At 74.3% G+C, this 24,730-nt stretch carries 18 protein-coding genes and 1 pseudogene; 13 read left to right on the forward strand and 6 right to left on the reverse strand.

What is annotated here, in order from left to right; genetic code table 11:
• Positions 1-120: 120 nt before the first annotated feature.
• Together LC193_RS07300 and LC193_RS07305 are read left to right on the forward strand one after the other, a co-directional pair.
• Positions 121-1,104 (forward strand): universal stress protein, encoded by a 984-nt coding sequence (locus LC193_RS07300; RefSeq protein ID WP_226072692.1) that lies wholly within the window; start codon positions 121-123, stop codon positions 1,102-1,104.
• Positions 1,105-1,355: 251 nt separating this feature from the next.
• Positions 1,356-2,639, forward strand: a complete 1,284-nt coding sequence (locus LC193_RS07305) for an oxidoreductase (RefSeq protein WP_226072694.1) — start codon at positions 1,356-1,358, stop codon at positions 2,637-2,639.
• A gap of 66 nt (positions 2,640-2,705) precedes the next feature.
• On the opposite strand, the gene LC193_RS07310 is transcribed toward LC193_RS07305, so the two are convergent.
• Positions 2,706-5,240: a glycoside hydrolase family 65 protein gene (locus LC193_RS07310; RefSeq protein ID WP_226072697.1), complete on the reverse strand. Its 2,535-nt coding sequence runs from the start codon at positions 5,238-5,240 to the stop codon at positions 2,706-2,708.
• Complete coding sequence (locus LC193_RS07315; protein ID WP_226072698.1) at positions 5,237-5,995, reverse strand: HAD family hydrolase; 759 nt, start codon at positions 5,993-5,995, stop codon at positions 5,237-5,239. Before LC193_RS07315 ends, LC193_RS07310 begins: the two co-directional genes overlap by 4 nt.
• 142 nt (positions 5,996-6,137) lie before the next feature.
• Here LC193_RS07315 and LC193_RS07320 point away from each other — a divergent pair, with 142 nt between their 5' ends.
• Positions 6,138-7,067 (forward strand): alpha/beta fold hydrolase, encoded by a 930-nt coding sequence (locus LC193_RS07320; protein ID WP_226072700.1) that lies wholly within the window; start codon positions 6,138-6,140, stop codon positions 7,065-7,067.
• Positions 7,068-7,153: 86 nt separating this feature from the next.
• On the opposite strand, the gene eno is transcribed toward LC193_RS07320, so the two are convergent.
• On the reverse strand, positions 7,154-8,461 hold the full coding sequence (gene eno / locus LC193_RS07325; RefSeq protein ID WP_226072702.1) for a phosphopyruvate hydratase: 1,308 nt from the start codon (positions 8,459-8,461) through the stop codon (positions 7,154-7,156).
• A gap of 160 nt (positions 8,462-8,621) precedes the next feature.
• Between eno and LC193_RS07330 the strand changes: the two genes are divergently transcribed.
• Positions 8,622-9,047 (forward strand): MarR family winged helix-turn-helix transcriptional regulator, encoded by a 426-nt coding sequence (locus tag LC193_RS07330; protein WP_086160751.1) that lies wholly within the window; start codon positions 8,622-8,624, stop codon positions 9,045-9,047.
• Positions 9,048-9,229: 182 nt separating this feature from the next.
• Positions 9,230-10,153, forward strand: a complete 924-nt coding sequence (locus LC193_RS07335) for a MerR family transcriptional regulator (protein WP_226072704.1) — start codon at positions 9,230-9,232, stop codon at positions 10,151-10,153.
• Here LC193_RS07335 and LC193_RS07340 read toward each other — a convergent pair.
• Positions 10,150-10,884, reverse strand: a complete 735-nt coding sequence (locus tag LC193_RS07340) for a helix-turn-helix domain-containing protein (protein ID WP_226072706.1) — start codon at positions 10,882-10,884, stop codon at positions 10,150-10,152. The genes LC193_RS07335 and LC193_RS07340 overlap by 4 nt on opposite strands.
• Before the next feature lie 467 nt (positions 10,885-11,351).
• Here LC193_RS07340 and LC193_RS07345 point away from each other — a divergent pair, with 467 nt between their 5' ends.
• Both LC193_RS07345 and LC193_RS07350 read left to right on the forward strand, forming a co-directional pair.
• The gene (locus LC193_RS07345; RefSeq protein ID WP_226072708.1) at positions 11,352-12,053 is read left to right on the forward strand and encodes a GNAT family N-acetyltransferase; all 702 of its coding nucleotides are present in this window, start codon (positions 11,352-11,354) and stop codon (positions 12,051-12,053) included.
• 137 nt (positions 12,054-12,190) lie between these two features.
• Positions 12,191-14,905, forward strand: coding sequence for an RHS repeat-associated core domain-containing protein (locus LC193_RS07350; protein ID WP_226072709.1), 2,715 nt, complete (start codon positions 12,191-12,193; stop codon positions 14,903-14,905).
• A 152-nt stretch (positions 14,906-15,057) separates the two neighbouring features.
• Here LC193_RS07350 and LC193_RS07355 read toward each other — a convergent pair.
• A pseudogene (locus LC193_RS07355) lies at positions 15,058-15,515 on the reverse strand (nitroreductase/quinone reductase family protein).
• Positions 15,516-15,777: 262 nt separating this feature from the next.
• Between LC193_RS07355 and LC193_RS07360 the strand changes: the two are divergent.
• Positions 15,778-16,482: a TetR/AcrR family transcriptional regulator gene (locus LC193_RS07360; protein WP_226072710.1), complete on the forward strand. Its 705-nt coding sequence runs from the start codon at positions 15,778-15,780 to the stop codon at positions 16,480-16,482.
• 93 nt (positions 16,483-16,575) lie between these two features.
• Here the strand turns inward: LC193_RS07360 and LC193_RS07365 are convergent, their stop codons facing one another.
• Entirely contained in the window at positions 16,576-17,976 is a 1,401-nt protein-coding gene (locus LC193_RS07365; RefSeq protein WP_226072711.1) for an endo-1,4-beta-xylanase, read from the reverse strand.
• Between the two features lie 132 nt (positions 17,977-18,108).
• On the opposite strand from LC193_RS07365, the gene LC193_RS07370 reads away from it, so the two are divergent.
• From LC193_RS07370 to LC193_RS07390, 5 genes are all read left to right on the forward strand, one after another.
• Positions 18,109-19,128: a LacI family DNA-binding transcriptional regulator gene (locus LC193_RS07370; RefSeq protein ID WP_226072712.1), complete on the forward strand. Its 1,020-nt coding sequence runs from the start codon at positions 18,109-18,111 to the stop codon at positions 19,126-19,128.
• Between the two features lie 134 nt (positions 19,129-19,262).
• Positions 19,263-20,576, forward strand: a complete 1,314-nt coding sequence (locus tag LC193_RS07375; RefSeq protein WP_226072713.1) for an extracellular solute-binding protein — start codon at positions 19,263-19,265, stop codon at positions 20,574-20,576.
• A gap of 6 nt (positions 20,577-20,582) precedes the next feature.
• The gene (locus LC193_RS07380; protein ID WP_086160744.1) at positions 20,583-21,488 is read left to right on the forward strand and encodes a carbohydrate ABC transporter permease; all 906 of its coding nucleotides are present in this window, start codon (positions 20,583-20,585) and stop codon (positions 21,486-21,488) included.
• The gene (locus LC193_RS07385) at positions 21,485-22,384 is read left to right on the forward strand and encodes a carbohydrate ABC transporter permease (RefSeq protein WP_404819367.1); all 900 of its coding nucleotides are present in this window, start codon (positions 21,485-21,487) and stop codon (positions 22,382-22,384) included. Before LC193_RS07380 ends, LC193_RS07385 begins: the two co-directional genes overlap by 4 nt.
• 28 nt (positions 22,385-22,412) lie before the next feature.
• Positions 22,413-24,701, forward strand: coding sequence for a beta-xylosidase/alpha-l-arabinosidase (locus LC193_RS07390; protein WP_226072714.1), 2,289 nt, complete (start codon positions 22,413-22,415; stop codon positions 24,699-24,701).
• Positions 24,702-24,730 lie beyond the last annotated feature (29 nt).

Raw genomic sequence — 24,730 nt, forward strand, 5'->3', positions numbered from 1 at the left:
GGCGCGCGCCGCGCGGACCCGACCCCGGTGGGCCCCTCCGCCTCGCCGGGGCCGCGCGAAGGCGCGACAGTGGTGGGACCGGCGCGCGCACCGGCGCGCCGGACGAAGCGGAGGAACGCCATGGCCCGTCCCCTCACCGTCGGCGTGGACGGCTCGCCGCAGAGCCTGGCGGCCGCCCACTGGGCGGCCCGGGAGGCGGAGCGGCGCGGGCTGCCGCTGCGCCTGGTGCACGCCTGGATCAACGAACCGCTCCTCGTGCCGCCCGATCCGGACGAGGAGGTGGCCCGGGGGCTGCTCGACCGGACCCGCGCCACCATCGCGGAGGCGCACCCGGACGTGCCGCTGAGCGCCGGGCTCCTGCCCGAGGTGGCCACGACGGGTCTTGCCGAGGAGTCGGGGCGCGCGGAGATGCTGGTGCTCGGCTCGCGCGGGCACGGGCCCGTGCTCGGCTTCCTGCTCGGCTCGGTCGGCCTGCCGGTCATCGCGCACGCCACGTGCCCCGTGGTCCTGGTCCGCTCGGGGCGGGACCGGGACGGCCGGTCCGGGCCCGACGGCGAGCCTCCGGCGGACGGGACGCGAGGCCCGGAGAGCGGCGGGGACGCCGGGGACGCCGGGGACGCCGGGGAGATCGTCGTCGCGATCAAGGACGCGGGCCCCGCCGCGCTGCCGCTGCTCGACTTCGCGTTCACCACCGCCGCGGCGCGCGGCGCCGCGGTGCGCGCCGTTCGCGCGTGGGGCACGCCCTCGCTGTTCGGCGCCGACGTGCCGGACAGCCTGGAGGCGAACGCGGGCGCCGCGAAGGACCTGGAGGGCGCCGAGGCCGACGTGCTCTCCGGCGTGCTCGCGCCCTGGCGGCGGCGCCATCCCGAGGTGCCGGTGACCGAGCACCTGCGCTTCGGCAACGCGGCCGAGGTGCTGCTGTCCGCGGCCCTGCCGCACGCCGGGCTCGTCGTCGTCGGCCGCCGCCCGCACCACCGCCTGCTCGGCACCCGGATCGGTCCCGTGGTGCACGCGGTGCTGCACCACGCGTGGGCGCCGGTGGCCGTCGTGCCCTACGACATCGACCACGGGTCCGGGAACGGCACCGACCGCGAAACCGCGTAGCCGTCCCGCTCCCCTCGTCCCGGCCCGTCGTCCCTGCTCCGGCCGGGCCGCCGTTCCCCCGCCGCGAACCGCCTGCTCGCGCTCCCGCCGCACGCCCGGGGCCGCGCCGGGCGGCGCGTGAGAGCGCGCCCGCGCGCGTTCCGGTCCCGCCTCATCTGCCACGAGGACAGGCCTCCATTCGCTTCGAGACTCGAAGCTGTTACGGTGCAACTACTTCGAGCCTCGAAGCAAAATGGGAGGGGAAGCACCGCATGGCAGCTCTGTCCGACCCCCTGGTGCTCGGCAGCGGTTCCGTCCTGCCGAACCGCATCGCCAAGGCCGCCATGGAGGAGAACCTGGCGGTCGCGGGTCAGCTCCCTGGGGACCGGCTCGTCGCCCTGTACCGGCGCTGGGCGCGGGGCGGCGCGGGCCTGCTGATCACCGGGCACGTCATGGTCGACTCCCGCGCGCTCGCCCAGCCCGCGGACGTCGTGCTCGAAGCGGCGACGCCGCTCGAACCGTTCCGGCACTGGGCGGCGGCGGCCACCTCGGGCGGCGGCCGGGCGTGGATGCAGATCAACCACCCGGGCCGCGTGGTCCAGAAGGACCTGGGCACGCCCACCTGGTCGGCCTCCGGCGTCCCGATCGACGCGGGGGCGTTCTCCCGCGTGTTCCGGCCCCCCGCGCCGATGAGCGAGGCACGGATCTCCGAGACCGTCGCCCGGTTCGCCACGACGGCGGCGCGGGCGGAGGCGGCGGGCTTCGACGGTGTGGAGATCCACGCCGCCCACGGCTACCTGGTCTCCCAGTTCCTCTCGCCGCTGAGCAACCGCCGCACCGACCGCTGGGGCGGCTCCCTGGAGAACCGGGCGCGGTTCCTGCTGGCCGTGGTCGACGCGGTGCGGGCGGCGGTGTCGCCGGGTTTCGCGGTCGCGGTCAAGCTCAACTCGGCCGACTTCCAGCGCGGCGGGTTCGATGTCGACGACGCCCGCGAGGTGGTCGGGATGCTCGGCACCCGCGCCGTCGACCTCGTCGAGCTGTCCGGCGGCAGCATCGAGAGCCTCGCCACCTCGGGAGCCCCGGCCGACGGCCGCACGCTCGCCAGGGAGGCGTACTTCCTGGAGTTCGCCGAGCGCGTCGCCTCCGCCGCGCCGATGCCTCTCATGGTCACCGGCGGGATCCGGCGCCGCACCGTCGCGGAACGGGTCGTCGGCAGCGGCGTCGCGGTGGCGGGCGCGGCCACCGCGTTCGCGATGGCCCCGGGGCTGCCGCGGCAGTGGCTCGCCGGCCGCGAGGGCGCGGCCCCGCTCCCGCGCGTGCGGATCCGCGACAAGTCCCTGGCCGCGGCGGCCGGGGAAGCGCTCGCCCGGCGGCAGTTCACCAGACTCGCCGCGGGCAGGACCGGGGTCACCCGCACGCCCGCGCTGCTCGCGCTCCTGGGCGAGCGGGTCCGCAGGGCACGGGCCCTGCGCCGCTACCGCGCCTGGCTGCCGGAGCACCGCGCGGCCGGGCCGGCCGGAGGCACCGGCTCGGGCGAGCGCGGAACGGCCGGGTGACGCGCGAAGCGCGGGAACGGCCGGGTGACGCGCAGGCGCCGCAACGGCCGCCGGGCCGCGACCGCGTCAGAGCCCGCCGGGCGGCGCCGTTCCCGGAGCCGGGCGGCCCGGCTCCCTCGGCAGCGCGAGCAGCCGCTCCTCCCCCGGCGCGATGTCCACGGTGTCGTCGGCCAGGACGACGCGCACCGGGCCCTCCTCCGAGCGCGGCACGCCGACGCACAGCTGGCCCGGCTTCATCCGCACCCGCACCGCGGTGCCTCGGTGCCGCACCGTGAACCCGAACTCCGACAGCTCGGGCACCGGCGCCGGGTCGAGCCACAGCGCGCCCTCGCGCGTCTGGAGCCCGGCGAGGCCCCGTTGCACCAGGTCGAGCGTGCCCGCCATCGCGCCCAGATGGATGCCCTCGGCGGTCGTCCCGCCCTGGAGGTCGGCCACGTCGCTCGCCAGCGCCTCCTTCAGGTGCCTCCACGCCTCGCCGTGCCGCACCCGGGACAGCACCCACGCGTGCACGACGCCGCTGAGCGTCGAGCCGTGGCTGGTGCGCGCCAGGTAGTAGTCGACCGTGCGCCGCCACAGCGCGTCGTCCATGGCGTAGCCGAGCCGCGCGAACACCTCGGCCAGCTCGCCGGGCGAGAACAGGTAGCCGAGCATCAGCACGTCCGCCTGCTTGGACGCCCGGTAGCGGTTGACCGTGTCCCCCTCGGCCTCCAGCACGCGGTCGAGACGCCTGATGTCGCCGTACCGCGCCCGGTAGCCCTCCCAGTCCAGCTCGCGCAGTTCCCCGTAGCCGTCGAACTGGCTGACCACGCCCTCGTGGAACGGCACCCTCAGCCGCCGCGAGACGTCCTCCCACAGCTCCGGCTCCTCCGGGCGCAGCCCGATGCGTTCCGCCAGCTCGCGGCGCCGCGCGGCGGGCAGGGCGCGGGCCAGGTCGAGGGCGCGCGCCAGCACCCAGGCGGCCGTCACGTTCGTGTAGGCGTTGTCGTCGAGCCCGGGCTCGGACGCGTCCGGGTACGCCTCGTGGTACTCGTCGGGCCCGACCACGCCCCTGATGCGGTACCGCTCGTACGCGGGGTCGAACTCGGCGCGCGAGGCCCAGAACCGCGCGATCTGGAGCAGCAGTTCCGCGCCCTCGGCGTGCGTGAACCCGGTGTCGCCCGTCGCCTGCCCGTACCGCCACACGTTGTAGGCCACGGCCGAGCCGACGTGGTGCTGGAGCCGCGAGTTGTCCGGCAGCCAGCGGCCGGAACGCGGGTTCAAGTGCGTCTCGGGCGTCTCCTCCCGGCCGTCGCTGCCGCTCTGCCAGGGGAACATCGCGCCCTCCCGGCCCGCCGCCCGCGCCGCCCTGAGCGCGGCGGGCAGCCGCCGGTACCGGTAGGTCATGAGCGCGCGGGACAGTTCGGGGAAGTGCAGGTTCAGGTAGGGCAGCACGAACAGCTCGTCCCAGAACACGTGCCCCCGGTACGCCTCGCCGTGCAGGCCGCGCGCCGGCACCCCCGCGTCGAGCCGCGCGGTGTGCCCGGGCGACAGGGTCTGGAGCAGGTGGAAGAGGTGCAGGCGCAGGATGTGGCCCGACTCGCCCGGCACGTCGAGGTCGGCCCGGCGCCACAGCCGTTCCCACGCCGCGCCGTGCGTGCCGAGCAGCCCGTCGAAGTCCGGGGCCCGCCGCAGCCGGTCGACGGCCGCCCCGAGCGGGCTGCTGATCGCGGTGTCGCGCGAGGTGTGCAGCGCGATCGTCTTCTCCACCGTCACCGGGCGGCCGGGGCGGATCGGCAGCCGCAGCCGCTGCTCGGCGCGGTAGTCCGTCAGCCGCGTCGGCGGCGTCAGCCGGTCGGGCTCCGCGTCCGCGCGCGTCCTGGCCGCCATGACCACGCGGATGTCGGAGGCGCGCGTGCGGCAGCGCAGCCACACCAGGTCCGGGTCCTCGCTGCCCGTCCCCATGTCCGTCAGGTGGTGCGAGGCGAGGTCGCGGTACCGCTCGACGCCCGTGTTGGCCGCCGCCATGCCGTCGATCGCCGACTCGACCTCGATGGTGCCCGACCAGTCCTCGGCGGTGAACGTCGTGCGCAGCGCCGCCAGGTGCGGGTCCGCCATGTGGACCAGACGGCACTGCTCGACGCCCAGGTGCCGCCCGTGCCGGTCGCGGTACCTGACCGATCTGCCGAGGGTGCCGTGCCGCAGGTCGAGCACCTGCCGGTAGCGCAGCAGGCGCGCGCGGCCGTGCCCGTGCCCGCCGGGTTCGCGGCCGGGGCCGGGCTCGGCGCCGGGGTCGTGCACGGGGTCAGGGGTGAACCACTCGCCGTCCGGCCCCTCGTCCGGGTGCGGCCGGAAGCGGAACGCCAGCCAGTTCGGCAGGTTCACCACGTCCTCGTGCTCCAGCTCCCGGCCGTCCAGCGTCGTCGTCAGCCGGTTGTAGAGGCCGGCCGCGTAGGTGCCGGGGTAGTGCGCCGGGCCCGCGACCGACTCGGGCGCGGCGCCGCGGGTCGCGAAGTAGCCGTTGCCCAGCGTGCACAGCGCCTCGCGCAACCGCTCGGCGCGCGGGTCGTATCCCTCGTACGCCCAGGTCCACTCCGTGGTCTCCCGGGAGGCCGGTTCCGTCACCGGGTCTCGCCCCCTCCGCCGGGCGGGTCCCCGTCGAGCAGGTCCCCCGGATCCAGGACCACGAGGTCGGCGCCGCCGCGCCGCAGGTCGGCCGCTCCCTCGCCGTGCGCGGACCGGTCCACCCCGACCACCAGGGCGAACCCGCCCCGCCTGCCCGCCTCGACCCCGGCCGGCGCGTCCTCCACGACCGCGGCGGCAGCGGCCGGCACGCCGAGCCGCCGCGCCGCTTCGAGGAACAGCGCCGGGTCCGGCTTCCCCGGCAGGCCGAGCCGGGCCGCGTCGTTGCCGTCCACGACCGCGCGCAGCGAGGGCAGGACGCCGGCGTTGCGCAGCAGGTCGCGGGCGTGCCGCGAGGCCGACACGGCGGCGCAGCGCACCCGCGCGCGGGTGAGGGCCGCGAGCAGCCGGACGGTGCCGGGGAAGACCTCGGCGCCGCGTTCGCCCAGCAGGCGGACGAACGCCTGCTCCTTGCGCGCCGCGACAGCGTGCACGCTCCCCGTGCCGGGGCCGTCCTCCGGGCCGCCGGCCGGGAGTCCCGCGCCCCGGGCGTCGAGGAACGCCGCCGCGCCGTCGAGTCGCGACTTGCCGTCGACGTACCGCCGGTAGTCCTCGCGCGTGAACGGCGGGCCGAGCCCCGGCACGGTGCCGAACGCCTCCTCCCAGGCGGCGGCGTGCACCCGGGCCGAGTCGGTGATGACCCCGTCGGTGTCGAACACCACCGCGCGGCAGGTCCGCAGTTCCGGGACGGTCGTCATCACTCCATGGGACCCCGGACGGGCCCGGCCCGCAATCCGCGGCGCGGACCGGCCCCGCCTTGCCGATCAACGAGACGCAACGTATCGTCTTCTTCCTCGGCCGGATCTCCCGACCGCGCCGTCCGACCGAAAGGAACCCGCCGTGGAACACGTCGTCGACGCGGCCCCCGGAATCCGCCTGTGGGCCCAGGAGCACGGCCCGGCCGACGCCTCCCCCGTGCTGCTGATCATGGGCGCGCAGGCGTCCGGCCTCGCCTGGCCCGACGCACTGGTGGACCGCCTCGCCACCCGGCACCGCGTGATCCGCTACGACCACCGCGACACCGGCCGTTCGACCCACGCCTTCGACACCCACCCGTACCCGCTCACCGCGCTCGCCGAGGACGCGGTCACCGTCCTCGACGCCCTCGGCGTCGCCCGGGCGCACGTCGTGGGGCTTTCCCTGGGCGGCATGCTGGCCCAACTGCTCATCGCCGACCACCCGGACCGGCTGCTGAGCGCGACCCTGCTGGGCACCGGCGCGCTCAGCGACACCCCCTACACCCACCCGGACGGCACCCGCACCCCGCCGCACGAACTGCCAGGACCCGCCCCGCACATCCTGGAGATGTGGAGCAGGCCCGTCGAGGACCTGGGCGTCGAGGCCGAACTCGAACGGCGCGTCGAGCACTGGCAGACCATCGGCGGCGACGCCATCCCCTTCGCCGCGGAGGAGATACGGGCCATGGAGCGCCGGATCATCGCGCACACCGGTCACCACCAGCCGAACGACGCGCACGCCCGCGCCGACAGCTCCGGCATGCTGCGCACCGAGCGGCTCGCGAGCACCGCCGTGCCCACCCTGGTGCTCTCGGCACCGGCCGATCCGGTGTGGCCGCCGCCCCACCCGCAGCACATGGGGCAGGTGATCCGCGGGGCCCGCGTGCGGGAGATCCCGGGCATGGGGCACGCCCTGCCGCCCCAGGTGGTCGCCCCGCTGGCCACCGCGATACTGGAGCACACCGCGGAGCACCCGGGCCCCGGCGCGCCTGCGCGGCCGGCCGGGGACGGCAGCGGGCCGCACGCGGGGTGAACGGCCCGGGGAGACCCGTCCTCCCGGCGCGCGAACGGCCGGTCGGGGCGGGCCGGGGCGCCCCCGAACCCGCCCCGACCCGCCGGTCACGCCCGGCGCAGCGCGGAACGGCCCGCGAAGCGCGCCGAGTCCCCCAGCTCCTCCTCGATCCGGATCAGCTGGTTGTACTTCGCCGTGCGGTCGGAGCGGGAGAGCGAGCCGGTCTTGATCTGACCGCAGCCGGTCGCCACCGCGAGGTCCGCGATGGTGGTGTCCTCCGTCTCGCCCGAGCGGTGGGACATGACAGCCGTCCAGCCCGCCTCATGGGCCGCGGCCACCGCGGCGAGCGCCTCGGTCAGGGTCCCGACCTGGTTGACCTTGACCAGGACCGAGTTGCCGACGCCGGTGCGGATGCCCTCGCGCAGCAGCGCCTCGTCGGTGCAGAACACGTCGTCGCCCGTGAGCTGGCAGCGGTCGCCGACGCGGGCGGTCAGCTCGCGCCACCCGTCCAGGTCGTTCTCCGCCATCGGGTCCTCGATGGAGACGACCGGGTAGGCGTCGACGAGCCCGGCCAGGTAGTCGGCGTGCTCGGCAGGGGTGCGGCGCACTCCCTCGCCCGCGTAGTCGTAGACGCCGTCACGGAAGAACTCCGACGACGCGGGGTCCATGAGCAGGGCGATGTCAGGCCCGGGGCGGTAGCCGGTGCGCTCGATGGCGGCCAGCACGAAGTCCAGCGCCTCCTCGGCGGTGCGCAGCGCGGGCGCGAAGCCGCCCTCGTCGCCGACGCCCGTGGAGTGCCCTGCGGCCCGCAGGTCGCGGCGCAGCGTGTGGAAGACCTCGCTGCCCATGCGGACGGCTTCGGCGAACGTGGCCGCCCCCACGGGCGCGATCATGAACTCCTGGAAGTCCAGCGGATTGTCGGCGTGGGCACCGCCGTTGACGATGTTCATCATCGGCAGCGGCAGGAGATGGGCGTCGGCGCCGCCGAGGTAGCGGTAGAGGGGGCTGCGGTGGGCCGCCGCGGCGGCCTTGGCGGCGGCGAGGGAGACGCCGAGGACCGCGTTGGCGCCGAGCCTTGACTTCGCGGCGGTGCCGTCGAGGGCGATCAGCGCCGCGTCGAGACCCGCCTGGTCCGCCGCGTCCCGGCCGCGTACGGACGCCGCGATCTCCCCGTTGACGTGGGCCACCGCGCCGTCGACGCCCTTGCCGTGCCAGCGCGCGGCGTCCCCGTCGCGCAGCTCCACGGCCTCCCGGGCGCCGGTGGAGGCGCCGGAGGGGACGGCCGCCCGCCCCAGGGAGCCGTCCGTGAGGACCACGTCGACCTCGACCGTGGGGTTGCCCCGGCTGTCGATGATCCGGCGGGCGGTGACGGTGTCGATGGTGGCGTCGATGGTTCCGACTGCCGTTGCGGACATGGTTGTTCCCCTCCGTCGTCGTGTGCCGTGCCCCGGCTGCGACCGCGCTGGCGCTGGGCCCGACACGCAAACCCTACAGCAACACTGCACAGTTCAGCTGTTCAGAATTGCTGTGGAGTTCCGCCGCACGGCCGCGCCGGGCACCGGGGTAAAGTGCCCTATGCCCACCCCGGAAGCCGCCGCCATCGCCGCTGAACTGCGCACCGCGATGGGCAAGCTCACCCGACGCGTCAAACACGAGGACCGCATCCCGCTCGGCCAGGTCGCCGTGCTCGGCGCACTCGACCGCAACGGCGCCATGACCACCAGCGACCTCGCCGCCGATCAGCGCGTGCGCCCCCAGTCGATGGCCCGGGTGGTGGGGCTGCTCATGGAACAGGACCTGATCACGCGCCGCGCCCACCCCACGGACGGCCGCAAGTCGCTGGTCGAGCTGTCGGACGCGGGCCGGGCCGCTCTGGAAACGGAGCGCAGCCGCAGGGCCGGCTGGCTCGCGCAGGCCATCGAGGCCGAACTCACGGACGAGGAACGCGCGCTGCTGGCGCGAAGCGCCGCCCTGCTGGAACGGCTCGCCACCCGCGACTGACGCATGGCCCGGCGCGGCCGGAACCGCCGTCGTGCGGGTGCCGCGGGAGCAGCGTCCCGCGGTCACGGCGGAGGACGGGCGCGTTCCCTTTCATGGGCGCGGCGCGCAGGGGTTGCACATGCCGCGGCGGCATGTGGTCCGGTGGACTCGCCTCCCGATGCCTTCAGGAAAGGTCCCTGCTCATGCCTCCGTCCTTCACGCCGCCCCGTCGGGTCACGATCGGTGACGCGGCGGCCTTCGTCGGCAGCACGCCACGGGCGATTCGCCACTACCACGAGATCGGCCTGCTCCCCGAGCCCGAGCGGGGCGGCGACGGCCGCCGCCGCTACGGGTACGAGGACATGATCCGCTTGCTGTGGATCCGCAGGATGGCCGACGCCGGGATCGCCCTGAACGACATCCGCGACGCCTTCGCCACCGGCGCGGCTTCCGCCGGCCCGGACAGCGGAGAAGGCATCGCGGGCATCCTGGAGCGGCTGGAGGAAACCCTCGCCGAGCAGGAGGCGGAAGTGCGGCGGCAACGGACCGCCGTGCGGCGGATGCGCGCCGAAGGCAGCCGGATGGGCCTGCTCTCCGACATCGTCACCGAACGCCTCAAGAAGCTGCCCGAGGGCTCCCTGCGTCAGGCGGACCTGGACAGCCTGCTGGTCACTGAGCGGATCTTCGGCCCGCTCGGCGCGGCCGTCCAGGCCACCCGCTTTCTCGCCCTGGCCACGCACCCCGCTCTGCGAAAGGAGTCCGACCGCGTCGACGACGCCGAGGAGGCACTCGATGACGGTGTCGCCGTCGATGATCCACGGGTGGCTCACGTGGCCGCCGAGCGGCACGCCTTCGAAAGCGCCCTGCACGCCGTCATCGAGGAATCCGGCCTGGGTGAGGCCGACGATGCCCTCTTCGACGCCTGGGACACCGCGCACCCTGCCACCGCCGATGACGGCGAGGGCGAGGCCGACCTCGGCTCCGGCAGGCGGAAGGCCGACGCCATGAGCGTGTGCGAAGCCACCGGCACGATGCCCTACGACTTCTCCCCGGCCCGCCTGCGCTGCATGGAACTGGCGGAGGAACTGTCCGCCCAGGACTCACCCGCCATCCGGGACACGTTCTAGTCGAGGTGGACGCGCCGGCCGGTGACCCGCTCCGGTCGCAGCCGCACCCACTCCTGACCGGGATCCGGTCGCTGTTCGCTCTCCCGTGCCGTTCCCGGCCCGGGCGCGCGCCCCGAGTCCGCCGGGCCGACCCGGCCCTCGCCGTCGGGCCACCCGGCCGCCAACCGGTTCAGTTCGGCGACCTCGGCCGGATCCGTGACGCGCCGTGTCGTGCCGACCACCAGAACGCTCCAGCCGACGCCCCGCGGCTCGTCGAGATGGTCGACCTCGAACGCGGTCTCGCGCGCCTCCCGCACCAGGACCCCGTCCGGCTCGTCCGCGCTCACCGGGAACACGATGGCGCTGTCCCGCAGGCAGTACGTCACCGGCACGATCGCCGGGCCGCTCCCGGTGTCGACGGCGATCCGGCCGATGGTGTGCTCGGCCACCAGCCGGTAGCACTCGTCCGTGTCCAGCTCGACCAGCCGGCCGCGCGGCGCCGCGTGCCCGCCCGCGGGCGCCGGCTCTGACCCGGTCAGCTCGCCGACGGTCGTCTCCAGCGCCCTGGCCACCCGCGTCAGCGACGCCTGGCTCGGCGAGGCGGGCCGCTCCTCCAGGTAGCGCAGGTACTGGGGCGCCACCCCGGCCCGGTCCGCCACGTCCTGCCGGCTGAGACCCAGCTGTTCACGGCGCGACGCGACGCGTCGCCCGATATCACTGCGATGGTTCCGCGTCTCGCCGGCCACCGGCATCACCTCCGACCCAACCCCCAGGATGGCCGGACCGGGCTCAACCCGCTCGTCGGGCAGCGCGGCGCACACGCCCACAGCCGGTACGGGTAGCCGAATCTCGGGTGCCGCACCGTGCCCAACTCGCGCGCCCGGGCACCGAGGTAGCTGCCGCACAGGGCGCAGTGGATGCCCATGAGCTGGTACGGCCCGAGCCGTTCCAGCGGCGGCAGCGGCTCCCCGTTCACCGCACGCCGCCCCACCGGGGAAGGGTCACGTCGCGCATACCTGGTATGTGCCCACCCAGCGGGTCCCCGACCCCGCCGAGACCACTCTGCGATCCTGACGTCATCGCGTCCATGACACATGGTGTACCCGTCCGGGCCCGAGGTGGCTAGGCTGAGCGGGTGGGCCCGAGCGGCGGAACCGAAGGCGGAGGGCCGCGGCCGGACCGCGCCCCGCGGGACCGGGCGCGACGCCTGGCAGGACAGGTGCGCGACTGCCTCGACCGCAGCGGGCATCCCAGCGCCGCCGTACGCCTCGCCCCGCGGACGGGCGACGTGGCCGTCCTGCCCGCCCGGGCCGGCGCGGAGCACATGGCCGAGGTGGAACGGCTGCTGCGCGCCGCCGGCTTCGCCCTCACGACGACAGGCGACGCCCTCCTCGTGACGCGCCGCTTCCGTGCCGACGTGGACCTGCGGCCCCTCGACGAACACCTGCTGTCCCGGCTGCTCGATGCCGCCGTCGAGGACGCGGACCCCCGCGAGGTGATGCCCGCCGTCGCGGGCCCTGCCGGCTGGACACGGGAGCGGCGCGCGGCGTTCCTGCGGTTCCACCGGACCCGTTCCCTGTCGGCATGCCCGGTCGAGTCCACCTATGCCGTGCTGCTCGCCGGCACGGCGGGCGGCCCCCGTGTCGTGGGCGCCGCCCGGCTGGCTCCCGTGCCGGAGCAGCCGCTGACGGTCGAGGCGGGGCTGTGGCTGCGGCGGCAGGTGCGGGGCGAGGGTGTGGGCAGCGCGGTGTTCCGGCAGCTGGCCGGTCTGGCCCGGGCCGGGGGCGCCGCCCACATGGTGGCCAGAACGACCCCGGAGAACGCCGCCTCGCAACGCCTCCTGTCCGCCCTGTGCACGACCGTGACCCGGCACGAGGACGCCGTGACCGCCCGTCTCGCTCTCGGGCCCGCCTGGTCCTGATCACTCGGCGCCGGGCGGCCCGGCCCCCGGCCGCGCCGCGCTCCGCACCGGTCGAACGGCACCCGCAGTTGAACGGCATCCGCTCCCCAACTACCGTCAGTGGCCGGCAACGGACGACAACCAGACATGGGGGGCGCATGGCCGGCCCGGCCGCCGAGCACCGAGAGGCACCACGTCGGCACGCGCCGCCCGCGCCGGGCGGCCCGGCCGTAGCGCGCGGCCTCGATCCGGCCACGGGCGGCGTGCTGTTGTCGGCCACCGACGTGCACATACCCGGAACGCCGCCGCTGCGGCTCGTCCGGCACCTGCGGCCCGGCACCAGGTCGGGACGGCGCTTCGGCCGCGTGTGGGGGTCCACGCTCGACCAGTGCCTGATCCTGCGCCGCGACGGCGTACGGCTGATCGCCGAGGACGGACGGGTGCTCGACTACCCGGTGCCCACGCCGGGCGGGACCGTGCTGCCGGCCACGGGCCCGCGCTGGCCGCTGGCCTGGGACGGCAACGCGGGCGGGGCGATGACCGTGCGGCGGCCCGAGTCGGGGCACACACTGCGCTTCCACCCCGTGCCCGGCACCCCGGGCGCGGAACTGCCCCTGGTCGAGCTGGCGGACCGCCGGGGCAACGTCCTGCGCGTGACGTACGACGGCGGCCTGCCGGCCGAGGTCGCGAGCGGCGGGCACCGCGTGGGGATCACGGTGCGCGAGGGCCGCGTCGCGGAACTGCGGCTGCTGAGCGCCCCGGACGGCCCGCTGCTGCGCCGCTTCCACTACGACCCGGCGGGCAACCTGACCTCCGTGGACAGCGGCACGGGACCCGTCGAACGGCTCCGGTGGGACGCGCGCCGGCGCCTCACCGGGCGCGCGCCCGGCACGGGACCGTGGTTCCAGTACGCCTACGACGAGGCCGGCCGGGTCACGCGGGCCGGGACCGAGGACGCGGCGCCCGCCGTGCTCACGTACGAGGACGAACCGCGCAGGACCACGCTGACCGACTCGCTCGGCCACACGACCGTGTTCGCGTTCGACGGCGAGGGGCGGCTCGTCGCCGAGACCGACCCGCTCGGGCACACCACACGCCGCGCATGGGGGCCGCACGGCCTGCTCGTCGCCGAGACCGATCCGCTGGGCCGGACCACCCGCTGGGAGAGGAACGCGCACGGCGGCCTCACCGCCGTCATCCTGCCCGACGGCTCGGCCGACCCGTTTCCGGCGGAACCGGCCGACCCGCAGGCGCCCGAGTCCTGGCCACCGCACCCCGCGGGGCCGGCGGACGGCGCCCCCGGCGGCGCCGGGCACGCGGCCGGACGCGAGGCGGCGGAGGGCGAGGAGGCGGCGGGGCACGGCGACGGCACACACCGCGTCCACGACTCCGAGGGCCGCCTGACGGAGCTGTCCGACGACGAGGGCAACCGCTGGACCTGGGAGTACGACCCCGCCGGACGCCTGACCTCGGCCTCCGACTCCTCCGGGCGCTCCGTCAGGTACCGGTACGACGCGGCCGGCCAGTGCGTCGGCTGGACGAACGGCGCGGGCCAGCGCGTCTCCAACCGCTTCGACGCGTGCGGACGCCTGACGGAGCAGCGCACCGAGAGCGATGTCGCGCGCTACCACTACGACAAGGCCGGGCGGCTCGTCGCCGCCGAGAACGCCGAGACGCGCGTGAGCTGGGAGTACGACGCCACGGGCGCGGTCCTGAGCGAGACCCGCGACGGCCGGACCGTGCGGTTCACCCGGGACGCGCACGGCAGGCGGACGGGGCGGCTCACCCCCTCCGGCGCGGTCACCGGGTGGGCGTACGACCAGGCGGGCCGCCCGGCCGCGCTGCGCGCGGGAGACGGGCACCTCGCCTCCATCCGCGACGCGGAGGGACGCGAGGTCGCGCGGTACCTGCCCGGCGGGCCGGTGCTCCGCTTCGAACCCGACGCGGCGGGCCGCCCCGCGGTCATCGTCCTGCCCTCCGGGCAGCGCCGGGTCCTGCACCGCCGCGAGGACGGCACACCGGTGCGCGTGGAGGACTCCGTCGCGGGCGTCCTCGACATCGCCGTGGACCCCGCGGGCCGTGTGGTGTCCGTCCGGGGCCCGGGCGGCACCGAGGAGTACCGCTGGGAGGCGGAGGGCGGATTCGCCGGCGCGGCGCCCGGCTACCAGTGCGACGGGCAGGGGCGCGTGGTGAAGTCGGGACGGCTCGGCTTCAGTTGGGACGCCCTCGACCGCCTGACGGACGTGGTCACCTCGGACGGACAGCACTGGCATTACGTGTACGACCCCCTTGGTCGCCGCGTCGCCAAACAACTGCTCGACGACTACGGCTCGGTGGTGAGTGAGACAACGCTGGCCTGGGAGGGCCTGCGGCCGGCCGAGGAGGTGGCCCCGGACGGCACGGCCGTCGCCTGGCACTGGGCGGCGGACGGCCACCGGCCGCTCGCCCAGACCACGCGGGTACCGGGCGGCGCCGCCCGCTGGCACGCGATCGTGACGGACTCCGTGGGCACCCCCACCGAACTCATCGGCACGGACGGGTCCGTCGCCTGGCAGCGCCGGGCCTCCTTCTGGGGCGCCCCCGCCTCCGGAACGCCGGCCGGTGCGGCGGACTGCCGACTCGGCTTCCCCGGACAGCTGTTCGACGTCGAGACCGGCCTGCACTACCACGTGCACCGCTACTACGACGCCAGGACCGGCCGTTACCTCTCGCCCGACCCGTGCCGGGTGGGACCCGGCGCCTGCGCCTACGTCCCCCACCCGCTGCGCGACAGCGCCCCGGACGGCCTGCTGCCCGGTACCGGACAGGCGCCGCCCCTGCCGGGGCCCGCGCGACTCGCGCGCGCCCTGGACCTGGCCGTCAACCGCCGCTGACGCGCCGGGCCCGCATCGGGACGAACCGCGGGACGGCCCGGCACGGCCGGGACGCGGAGCCCGCGGCCCGGCGTTCACGCCCGCCCAGCCCGTGGAGCGCGCCTGCGGCCCGGCCCGGCGGGCACCCCACGGGCGTCCGGGCGGCCCGGCGGTCAGGCGGCGGCGAGGGTGATGCGGAACACCGGGTGGTCGGGGGCTATGCGGCGCAGGTCCTCCTCCGGGGAATCCGGGCCCACCCCCCGGAAGAAGACGCCCACTTCGGCCTTCCAGCGCTTGAGGTAGGCGCGCAGCAGCGCCGGCTTCTCCTCGTCCGGCACCTCCTCGGCGACGAAGTCCTGCGAGGTCCTGCCCAGGAGCAGCCGGCCACCGCCCGCTGCCCGCATGTTGCGCGTCCACTGCACGTGCCCGCGCGGGGCCACGAGGTAGTGCCGGCCGTCCACGGTCAGCAGGTTGACCGGCGTGGTGCGCCACTCCCCGTCGTGCGGCCACGCACGGCGAGCATCCGGGAGCCCCAGACGCTCAGTCCGCGGCGGGTGAGGAAGGCGATCAGGGGGTTGACCACGCGGCGGGTGATCCGCCCGGGCCGCTTGACGTAGGGGGAGGTGTGCATCGGGACTCCTTGGCAGGGCAGGGCTGGGCCGGGCGAAGCACGGCAGAGGACCGGTGAAGGACAGGGGAAGGCGACAGGACGGACGGCCGGGACGGGAGCGACACCGGGTGACGGCGTACGGAACCCACCGGGACCGCGAGCGGTGCTCTCGTTCACGAGCACCGATCCGCGTTCCCCCTCAGCATGCACGAGGCGCCACTCAAAAACAAGAGCAGTGCTCTCGTTGTTGAACGGCGATCCGGACGGTGGCACACTGGCGGACATGACTGCGATCCGGGGAGCCAGGGAACGGGCCAGGCGCGAGGTGACCGCGGCGATCAAGTCCGAGGCGAGGGACCGCATAGCGGCCGAGGGCGCCGCCCAGCTGTCGCTGCGCGCGGTCTCCCGGAGCCTGGGCATGGCCTCTTCCGCCCTCTACCGGTATTTCCCCAGCCGGGACGAGCTGCTGACGGCGCTCATCATCGACGCCTACGACGCCCTGGGCGATGCCGCGGAGGAGGCCCTGACCGGGGCGGAGTCGGAGGAGCTTTCGCCGGCCGAGCGCTGGACGGCCGTGTGCCTGTCGGTGCGCGCGTGGGGGCTGGCCAACCCGCACGAGTTCGCGCTGATACACGGCACCCCCGTGCCCGGTTACGCGGCGCCGCAGGACACGAGCGGCCCGGGCACGCGCGTGCCGCGCGCGCTGCTCGCGGTGGCGGTCGAGGCGCACCGGGCCGGACGCCTTGGCCCCGTGCCGGGCGGCCCGCCGCCGCGGGCCGCGCTCGCCGAGGCGGAGGCGCTGGCCGAGGAGCACGCCCCCGGGCTGCCCGGGTCCGCGATGGCGGCCGTCCTGGCCGGCTGGGCCCAGCTGACCGGGCTGGTCGCGTTCGAGGTGTTCGGCCAGTACACGGGCGTGCTGGAGGAGTCACGCGCGGACCTGTTCGCCCACGCGGCGCGCCGGATGGCCGCGGGCGTGGGGCTGCCGTGACCGCACCGCCCGTCCGGCGGCGGCGCGAGGGCCGCGGCCGGACGGGCGGTGGCGGAGGGGTGGCGGCGAAGGGGCGAGTGGGTCAGGCGCCGGTCATGCCGCGCGGCAGGCGGCTCCGTTGAGAGTCACCCCGGGCGCGCTGTAGACGGCTCCGCTGTTGGTCTGGAAGCCGAAGTTCAGCGTGCCGCCCGCCGGCACGTTGCCGTTGTAGGGGGCGTTGCGCGCCGTCACGGTGGTGCCGTTCTGGCTCAGCTGGGTGTTCCAGTGGCTGGTGACGGACTCGCCGGCCGGCAGGCTGAAGGTGACCGTCCAGCCGCTGACCGCCCGGTCCACGGTGATGCCGACCTGCACGACGGAACCGGCGTTCCAGCGGCTGGTGACCTGGTAGTTGGCGACGCAGCCCTCTCCGGGCCCGGGTCCCGGGCCGGGCCCGCCGCCGGGCTCGCCGCCCAGGCCGGTGAGGACCCCGTCGTAGGCGGGTTTCGGCTGGTAGTTCTCGTCGTAGAGGCAGGCGGCGCCCTCCCCCTCGAAGACGTCGGGCACCCACGAGTCGGCGTCACCGAAGCCCCACACGGTGACGCCCGCGCAGCCGTCGACGGCGAGGCAGCTGCTGACCACGCTTTCGAACTGGTCGCCCTGGCGCTGGAGTTCCGCGTTGTCCGCGGGCATCGGGATGCGGATGTCGAGCTCGGTGACGATCACCTCGACGCCGAGGTCGGCGAAGCGCTGGAGGTTGGTCTGGATGTCGCCGGGGATCATGTCGAGGATCAGGTGCGACTGGAAGCCGACGCAGTCGATCGGCACGCCGTCGGCCAGCAGCCCCCGCACGAGGTTGTACATGCCGTTGCTCTTGGCGTTGACACCCTCGATGTTGTAGTCGTTGATGCACAGCTTGGCACCGGGGTCGGCCTGCTCCGCGGTGCGGAAGGCGTTGGCGATGTACTCCTCGCCGATCGTCTGCTGGAACACCGACTGGCGGAACGTCCCGTCCTCGTTGAACGCCTCGTTGACCACGTCCCAGTAGGCGATGTCGCCCTCGTAGTGGTCCATCACCGTGGTGATGTGCTCGTCCGTGATCTCGGTCAGCTCGGCGGCGTCGAACCCGCCGTACTCCACCCAGTCCGGCAGCTGGCTGTGCCACACGAGGGTGTGGCCCCAGACCTGCTGGTCGTTCTGCTCCGCGAAGTCGACCAGCCGGTCCCCGCCGGCGAAGTTGAACGAGCCGCGGGAGGGCTGGATCGACTCCCACTTCATGACGTTCTCGGCGGTGACGCTGTTGAACTCGGTGCTCGCGATCGCGTTGTACCGCGAGTCGCTCAACCGGTGGTCGGCGATGGCCGAGCCGATGAAGACCCCCTCGGCCTCCGCCGCTTCACGCAGCGTGCCCGCCTGGGCCGATGGCTCCTGTGCCAGCGCGCTGCCGTGCGTCACCACACCGGAGAGCAGAGCCCCGGCAGCGAAGACGACGGCGGCCTGGCGCACCAGGGATAGCATGGACGTACCCCTTTCCTTGTCATGCCCCCGCAGGCTGACGGTCCGTTTCTATGGGCCGACCCGGGCCCCGTCAAGACTTCCGGAATAATGTCGAAAAACTTCCGGTGTCCTGAACTGACAGAAGAGGTGCCCATGACAGGGGAACGCAAGGTCACGATCACGGCCATCGCACGGGAGGCGGGGGTCTCGGTGCCCACGGTCTCCCGCGTGGTCAACGGGCGCTCCGACGTCGCGCCCGAGACCCGCGCGAAGGTCGAGGAACTGCTGCGGCAGTACGGCTACCGCCGCCGCACCCACGCGCCCGGCGACCGGGCGGCGCTGCTCGACCTCGTCTTCAACGACCTCGACAGCCCCTGGGCCGTGGAGATCATCCGGGGCGTCGAGGAGGTCGCCCACGCCTCGGGCGTGGGCACGGTGGTTTCGGCCATCCACGACCGCGCCGGCGCGGCCAGGCAGTGGATGACGAACCTGCGGGCCCGCGCCTCCGACGGGGTGATCCTGGTGACCTCGGCGCTCGAACCCGTACTGCACAAGGAGTTGCACCGGCTCGGCGTGCCGATCGTCGTCGTGGACCCGGCCGGCGCCCCCGCGCTCACCGCGCCGACGATCGGCGCGACCAACTGGGCGGGCGGCCTGGCCGCCACCGAGCACCTGCTCCAGCTCGGCCACCGGCGCATCGGGTTCATCGCGGGCCCGCCGCGCCTGCTGTGCAGCCGGGCCAGGCTCGACGGGTACCGGGCGGCGCTGGAATCGGCCGGTCTCGCGCCCGAGGAGGAGCTGACCGTGCCGGGCGACTTCTACCACGAGGGCGGCTTCACGGGCTGCGGCCGGCTGATGGACCTGGCGCAGCCGCCGACCGCGATCTTCGCCGCGAGCGACCAGATGGCCATGGGGGCGATCGAGGCGCTGCGGCAGCGCGGGCTGCGGGTGCCGCAGGACGTCAGTGTCGTCGGATTCGACGACCTTCCGGAAATGCGCTGGTCCGCCCCACCGCTCACGACGGTGCGCCAGCCGCTGGCCGAAATGGGCAAGGTCGCCGCCCGGACGGTATTGCGCCAAGCGCGCGGCGAGGAAATCGACTCGCCCCGCCTTGAGTTGGCCACTGAGCTGGTGGTCAGGGCGTCCACCGCGCCACCGCCGGCCGCCGCCTGAGCCGGAACGGGCCCGCCGCGTGTGGCGCGTTAACCGACTTGTTGCCGTCCGCCCCGTTGACGTGGCCGCCACGGCGCCGTAACTTCCTTCGGCACCTGCCCGATAATTTTCGGTTAGTTTCCGGAAGGTGTGCGATGCGAAGCCTTGACTCCTGGCGAACCCGGCGGACCAGAACCCTCGCGGGCGCGGCAGCACTCGCGCTGGCCGCGCCCGTGCTCGCTGCCTGCGGCAGCGACGGCCCCGGCGGCGCGGGCGGCGACGCCCTGGAGGTGTGGGTCTACCAGGACGGCGCGACCGTGATCCAGGAAGATCTCGTCGAACGGTTCAACGAGTCCTCGGACATCGACATCAACCTCACGCAGGTGCCGGGCGAGAACTACCAGGACCGGATGCGGACCGCGATGGGCAGCTCCAACGCCCCGGACATCTTCTTCAACTGGGGCGGCGGCAGCATCAGCGACTTCGTCGCCGAGGACATGCTGGTCGACCTCACCGATGTCCTCGCCGACGACGAGGAGTTCCGGGACGCCTTCCTCCCGACGATCCTGGACGCCGGCGCGGTGGACGGCCGTTACTACGGCATCCCGATGCGGGGCGTCCAGCCCGTCATCCTCTTCTACAACCAGACCCTCTTCGACGAGGCCGGCGTCCAGCCGCCCGAGACCCTGGACGACCTCTTCGCCCTGGTCGAGACCTTCCAGGAGCGGGACATCACCCCGTCCGTCCTGGCCGGCGCGGACCCGTGGACCGAACTGATGTGGATCGAGTACCTCCTGGACCGCCAGGGCAGCTCCGCGATCTTCGACCGCATCCGCAACGGCGACTCCAGCGCGTGGGGCGAGCCCGCCGTCCTCGAAGCGCTTGAGACCACGGTCGAACTCGTCGACGCCGGCGCGTTCGGCAACGACTTCCGCTCGGTCGGCTACACCACGGACGGCGCCTCCACCTTCTTCGCCCAAGGCGAGGCCGCCATGCACCTGATGGGCAGCTGGGAGTACGGCAACCAGCTGACCAACCAGCCCGAGTTCGCCGAGAACGACCTCGCGTGGGCCGCGTTCCCGACCATCGAGGGCGGCTCCGGCGACCCCTCGGCCGTCGTCGGCAACCCCACCAACTACTGGTCGGTCAACTCCAACGTCGAGGGCGAACGGCTCGACGCGGCCATCGAGTTCCTGAAGATGAACGGGACCGAGGAGTACGCCCAGGCCCTCATCGACAACGGCGACATCCCGGCCACGACCAACGCGGAGGACCTGATCGCCTCCAGTCCCAACCCGGAGTACGCCGCCTTCCAGTGGGACCTGATCAGCAACGCGTCCTCCTTCACGCTCTCCTGGGACCAGGCGCTGCCGGCGGCCCAGGCCGCGCCGCTCATCGACGCCATCGAGCAGCTGTTCAGCGGGCAGCTCAGCCCCCAGGAATTCGTCGAGACCGCACAGGCCCTGTAGGTCGACGTGAACCGCGAGAAACACCCGAGCGCGCCGCGCACCGGTCGCCCAGGCATTGCCTGGGCGATCCCGGGCGCCCTCTTCTTCCTCTTCTTCGCCGGCGCCCCGATGGCCATCGTCGGTTACCTGTCCTTCACCGACTGGAACGGCCTGAGCGACCCGGTCTGGAGCGGCCTCGACAACTGGTCGCGGCTGTGGCAGGACGACGGCATGCGCAACGCCGTGTGGCTGAGCCTGCTCCTGACCGCCCTCACCTGGCTGACGCAGACCCCGATCGTGCTGCTGCTCGGCGTCTGGGCGGCCGGCCGGCAGCGCAACCGCGCGGTGCTGTCCGCCATCTTCTTCGTGCCGCTGCTGGCCTCGTCCGTGGCGCTCGCCCTGCTGTGGCGCACCATCTTCGACCCGAACTTCGGCCTCGCGCCCGACATCGCCGACTTCCTCGGCCTGGAGAGCGCCGACCTGCTCGGTTCGGAACGCGGGGCCTTCGCGGCGATCCTGTTCGTCACCGGCTGGCAGTTCGTGCCGTTCCACATGCTGATCTACCAGGGCGGCGCGCGGCAGATCCCGCGTTCGTTCTACGACGCCGCCTCCATCGACGGAGCCGGCACCGTGCGGCAGTTCTTCCACATCACGCTGCCCCAACTGCGCAACACCATCGTCACCTCCACCGTGCTGATGGTGGTCGGAGCGCTCACCTACTTCGACACCGTGCTCATCCTGACCCGCGGCGGGCCGGGGGACGCCACCGCGATCGTTCCCTACCTGATGTACGACACCGGGTTCAAGGCGTTCGACCTCGGCTACGCGAGCGCCGTCGCCACCGCCCTCGTCGTGGTCGCCACCGCCGCGTCCCTGCTGCTGGTGCGGCTGACCGGGTTCACCAGGATGCGCAGCACCCGGGAGGGCTTGTGAACCGGACCATCGACAAGCGGGCCGGCACCGCGGCGAGCCACGCGCCGCGCGGCACCCGGCCGGCCAGGAAGCCGTTCCGCCTGCCCCGCGCCAACTACGCGGGCGGGCTCGGGGCCGCCGTGTGGCTGGTCATCGTCATCGTCCCGCTGTACATCCTGGTCGCCTCGACCCTCCAGACGCGGCAGTCCTACCTGGACAACGGGCCCCTGTCGCTGCCGAGCGAGCCGACGTTCGACGCCTACCGCACGGTGCTCGAAGGGGACTTCCCGCGCTACCTGCTGAACACGCTGATCGTGACCGCGGCCTGCGCGGCCATCGCCATCACGCTCGCGGTGACCGTCAGCTACAGCATCGTGCGGACCAGGTCGCGCATGTCGCGCCGGATCTTCCAGCTCTTCCTGCTCGGCCTGGCGATCCCGTCCCAGGCGGTGATCATCCCCGTCTACCTGATCATCACCGAACTCCAGCTGTACGACACGCTGCTGGCGATCATCCTGCCGACCGCCGCGTTCTCCCTGCCGGTGAGCGTGCTCATCCTGGTCGGCACGATGCGTGACATCGACGAGGAACTGTACGAGTCGATGGCTCTCGACGGCGCGAGCCAGACCCGCATCCTGCTCCAGCTCGTGGTGCCGGTCTCGCGGGCCGGCATCTCCACGGTCGGGGTGTTCTCCGCCCTGGGCGCGTGGAACGGCTTCCTCTTCCCCCTGATCCTCACCCAGTCACCGGAGACGCGGGTGCTCACCCTCGGCCTCTACGACTTCGTCGGAGAGTTCCGCGTCGACATCCCCGCGCTGCTCGCGGCCGTGGTGCTGTCGATCGTGCCGATCTTCACCGCCTACCTCTTCGCCCGCCGTCAGCTGATCAACGGTTTGATGGGCGTCGGCGGCCGGTAGCACCGCTGCCACCCGGACAAGGAGCCCCATGCACAACCCCTGGCAGGACACGACACTCCCGGCCGAGACCCGCGCCGCGGAACTGCTGTCCCGGATGACTCTTGAGGAAAAGCTCGCCCAGCTGGTCGGCATCTGGCCGGGCTCGGACGCCGGCGAGGACGACGACGCGGACGTCGCCCCCATGCAGTCCCAGATCAACTCGACCGCCCCCGACCTGGAGACCCTGCTCGCCGACGGGCTCGGCCAGCTGACCCGGCCCTTCGGCACCGCGCCGGTCGATCCGACCGAGCGGGCCAGGTCCCTGGCCGACGAGCAGCGCCGGATCGCGGGCGCCAACCGCTTCTCCATCCCGGCCCAGGTCCACGAGGAGTGCCTCACCGGGTTCGCCGCCTGGCAGGCCGCCGTCATCCCGACTCCGCTGGCCTGGGGCGCCACCTTCGACCCCGGTCTGGTGGAACGGGCCGCCCGGCTGATCGGCGACTCGATGCGCTCCGCCGGCATCCACCAGGGGCTGGCCCCCGTGCTCGACGTGCTGCGCGACCCGCGCTGGGGGCGCACCGAGGAGACGATCGGCGAGGACCCCTACCTCGTCGGCACCATCGGCACCGGCTACGTGCGCGGCCTTGAGGCGGCCGGCATCGTCGCCACCCTCAAGCACTTCGCAGGGCACGCCGCCTCGCGCGGTGCCCGCAACCACGCCCCGGTGTCCATCGGCCCGCGCGAGCTGGCCGACGTCGCGCTGCTCCCGTTCGAGATGGCGTTGCGCGAGGGCGGCGCGCGTTCGGTGATGAGCGCCTACCACGACCTCGACGGGGTGCCGGCGAGCGCCGACGCGTGGCTGCTGACCACCCTGCTGCGCGAGGAATGGGGCTTCACCGGCACGGTCGTCTCCGACTACTTCGCCGTGTCGTTCCTCGAACTCACCCACCAGGTGGCCGGCTCCCCCGGCGAGGCCGCGGGCCTCGCGCTCGCCGCGGGCATCGACGTCGAACTGCCCGCGCAGCGCTGCTACGGCCGGCCGCTGCTGAAGGCCGTGCAGTCGGGCGAGGTCGCCGAAGAGCTCGTCGACCGCGCCGTGCTGCGCGTCCTGGCCCAGAAGGCCGAACTCGGCCTGCTCGACCCGGACTGGTCGCCCGAGCCGGCCGCGCTGGCCGACGGCGCCACCGTCGACCTGGACCCGCCCGCGATGCGGGAGGTCGCCAGGCAGCTGGCCGAGGAGTCCGTGGTGCTGCTCGCCAACCGCGACGGCACCCTGCCGCTCGCCGGAACCGGCAGGATCGCCGTCGCCGGGCCGCTCGCCGACGACGTCGCGCCGCTGCTCGGCTGCTACACCTTCCCCCGGCACGTCGGGGTGCGGCACGCGGACCTGCCCGTCGGCATCGAGCTGGCCAGCGCCTTCGCCGCACTGCGCGCCGAACTGCCCGGGGCCGAGGTCACACTGGCCGAGAACGCGGCGGACACCGAGGGCGCGGACGTGGTCGTCATGGTGGCGGGCGACAGGTCGGGCCTGTTCGGCCGCGGCACCTCGGGCGAGGGCTGCGACGCGCTCGACCTCGACCTGCCCGACGGCCAGGGCGCGCTGCTCGACGAGCTGCTCGACACCGGCCTGCCCGTGGTGCTCGTGCTGCTGACCGGCCGGCCCTACGCGCTCGGCCGCTGGGCCGACCGGCTGGCCGGCTGCGTCCAGGCGTTCTTCCCCGGCGAGGAGGGCGGCGGCGCGGTCGCCGGCGTGCTGTCGGGCCGCATCAACCCCTCGGGCCGGCTGCCGGTCGGCGTGCCCCGCCACGCCGGCGGCCAGCCGGCGCCCTACCTCGCGCCGCCGCTCGGCCGGGCCGGCGAGGCGAGCAGCGTCGACCCGACGCCGCTGCACCCGTTCGGCCACGGCCTGTCGTACACCTCGTTCGCGTGGGACGGCGCGGCGGCCGACGCGAGCACCCTGGACACCGACGGGGCCACCACCGTGCGCCTGCGCGTGACCAACACCGGCGACCGGGCCGGCACCGAGGTGGTGCAGCTGTACCTGCACGACCCGGTGGCGCGCGTGGCGCGGCCGGTGAACCGCCTGATCGGCTACGCGCGCGTCGACCTCGAACCCGGCCGTTCCGCCGAGGTCGCGTTCCGTTTCCACGCGGACCTGAGCGCCTACACCCTGGCGCCTGGCCGCCGCATCGTCGAGCCCGGCGCCCTCGAACTGCGCCTCGGCGCGTCGAGCGGCGACCTCGGGCACACGGTGGCGCTGACCCTGACCGGGCCTGAACGCGCCGTGGGCACCGACCGCACGCTCGACTGCCCGGCGACGGTCCGGCACCTGCCGTAACGTTACGTATTCTTCTCATCACCCATCGC

It is taken from the genome of Streptomyces marincola (genome assembly GCF_020410765.1).
GTDB classification, from domain to species: Bacteria; Actinomycetota; Actinomycetes; order Streptomycetales; family Streptomycetaceae; genus Streptomyces; species Streptomyces marincola.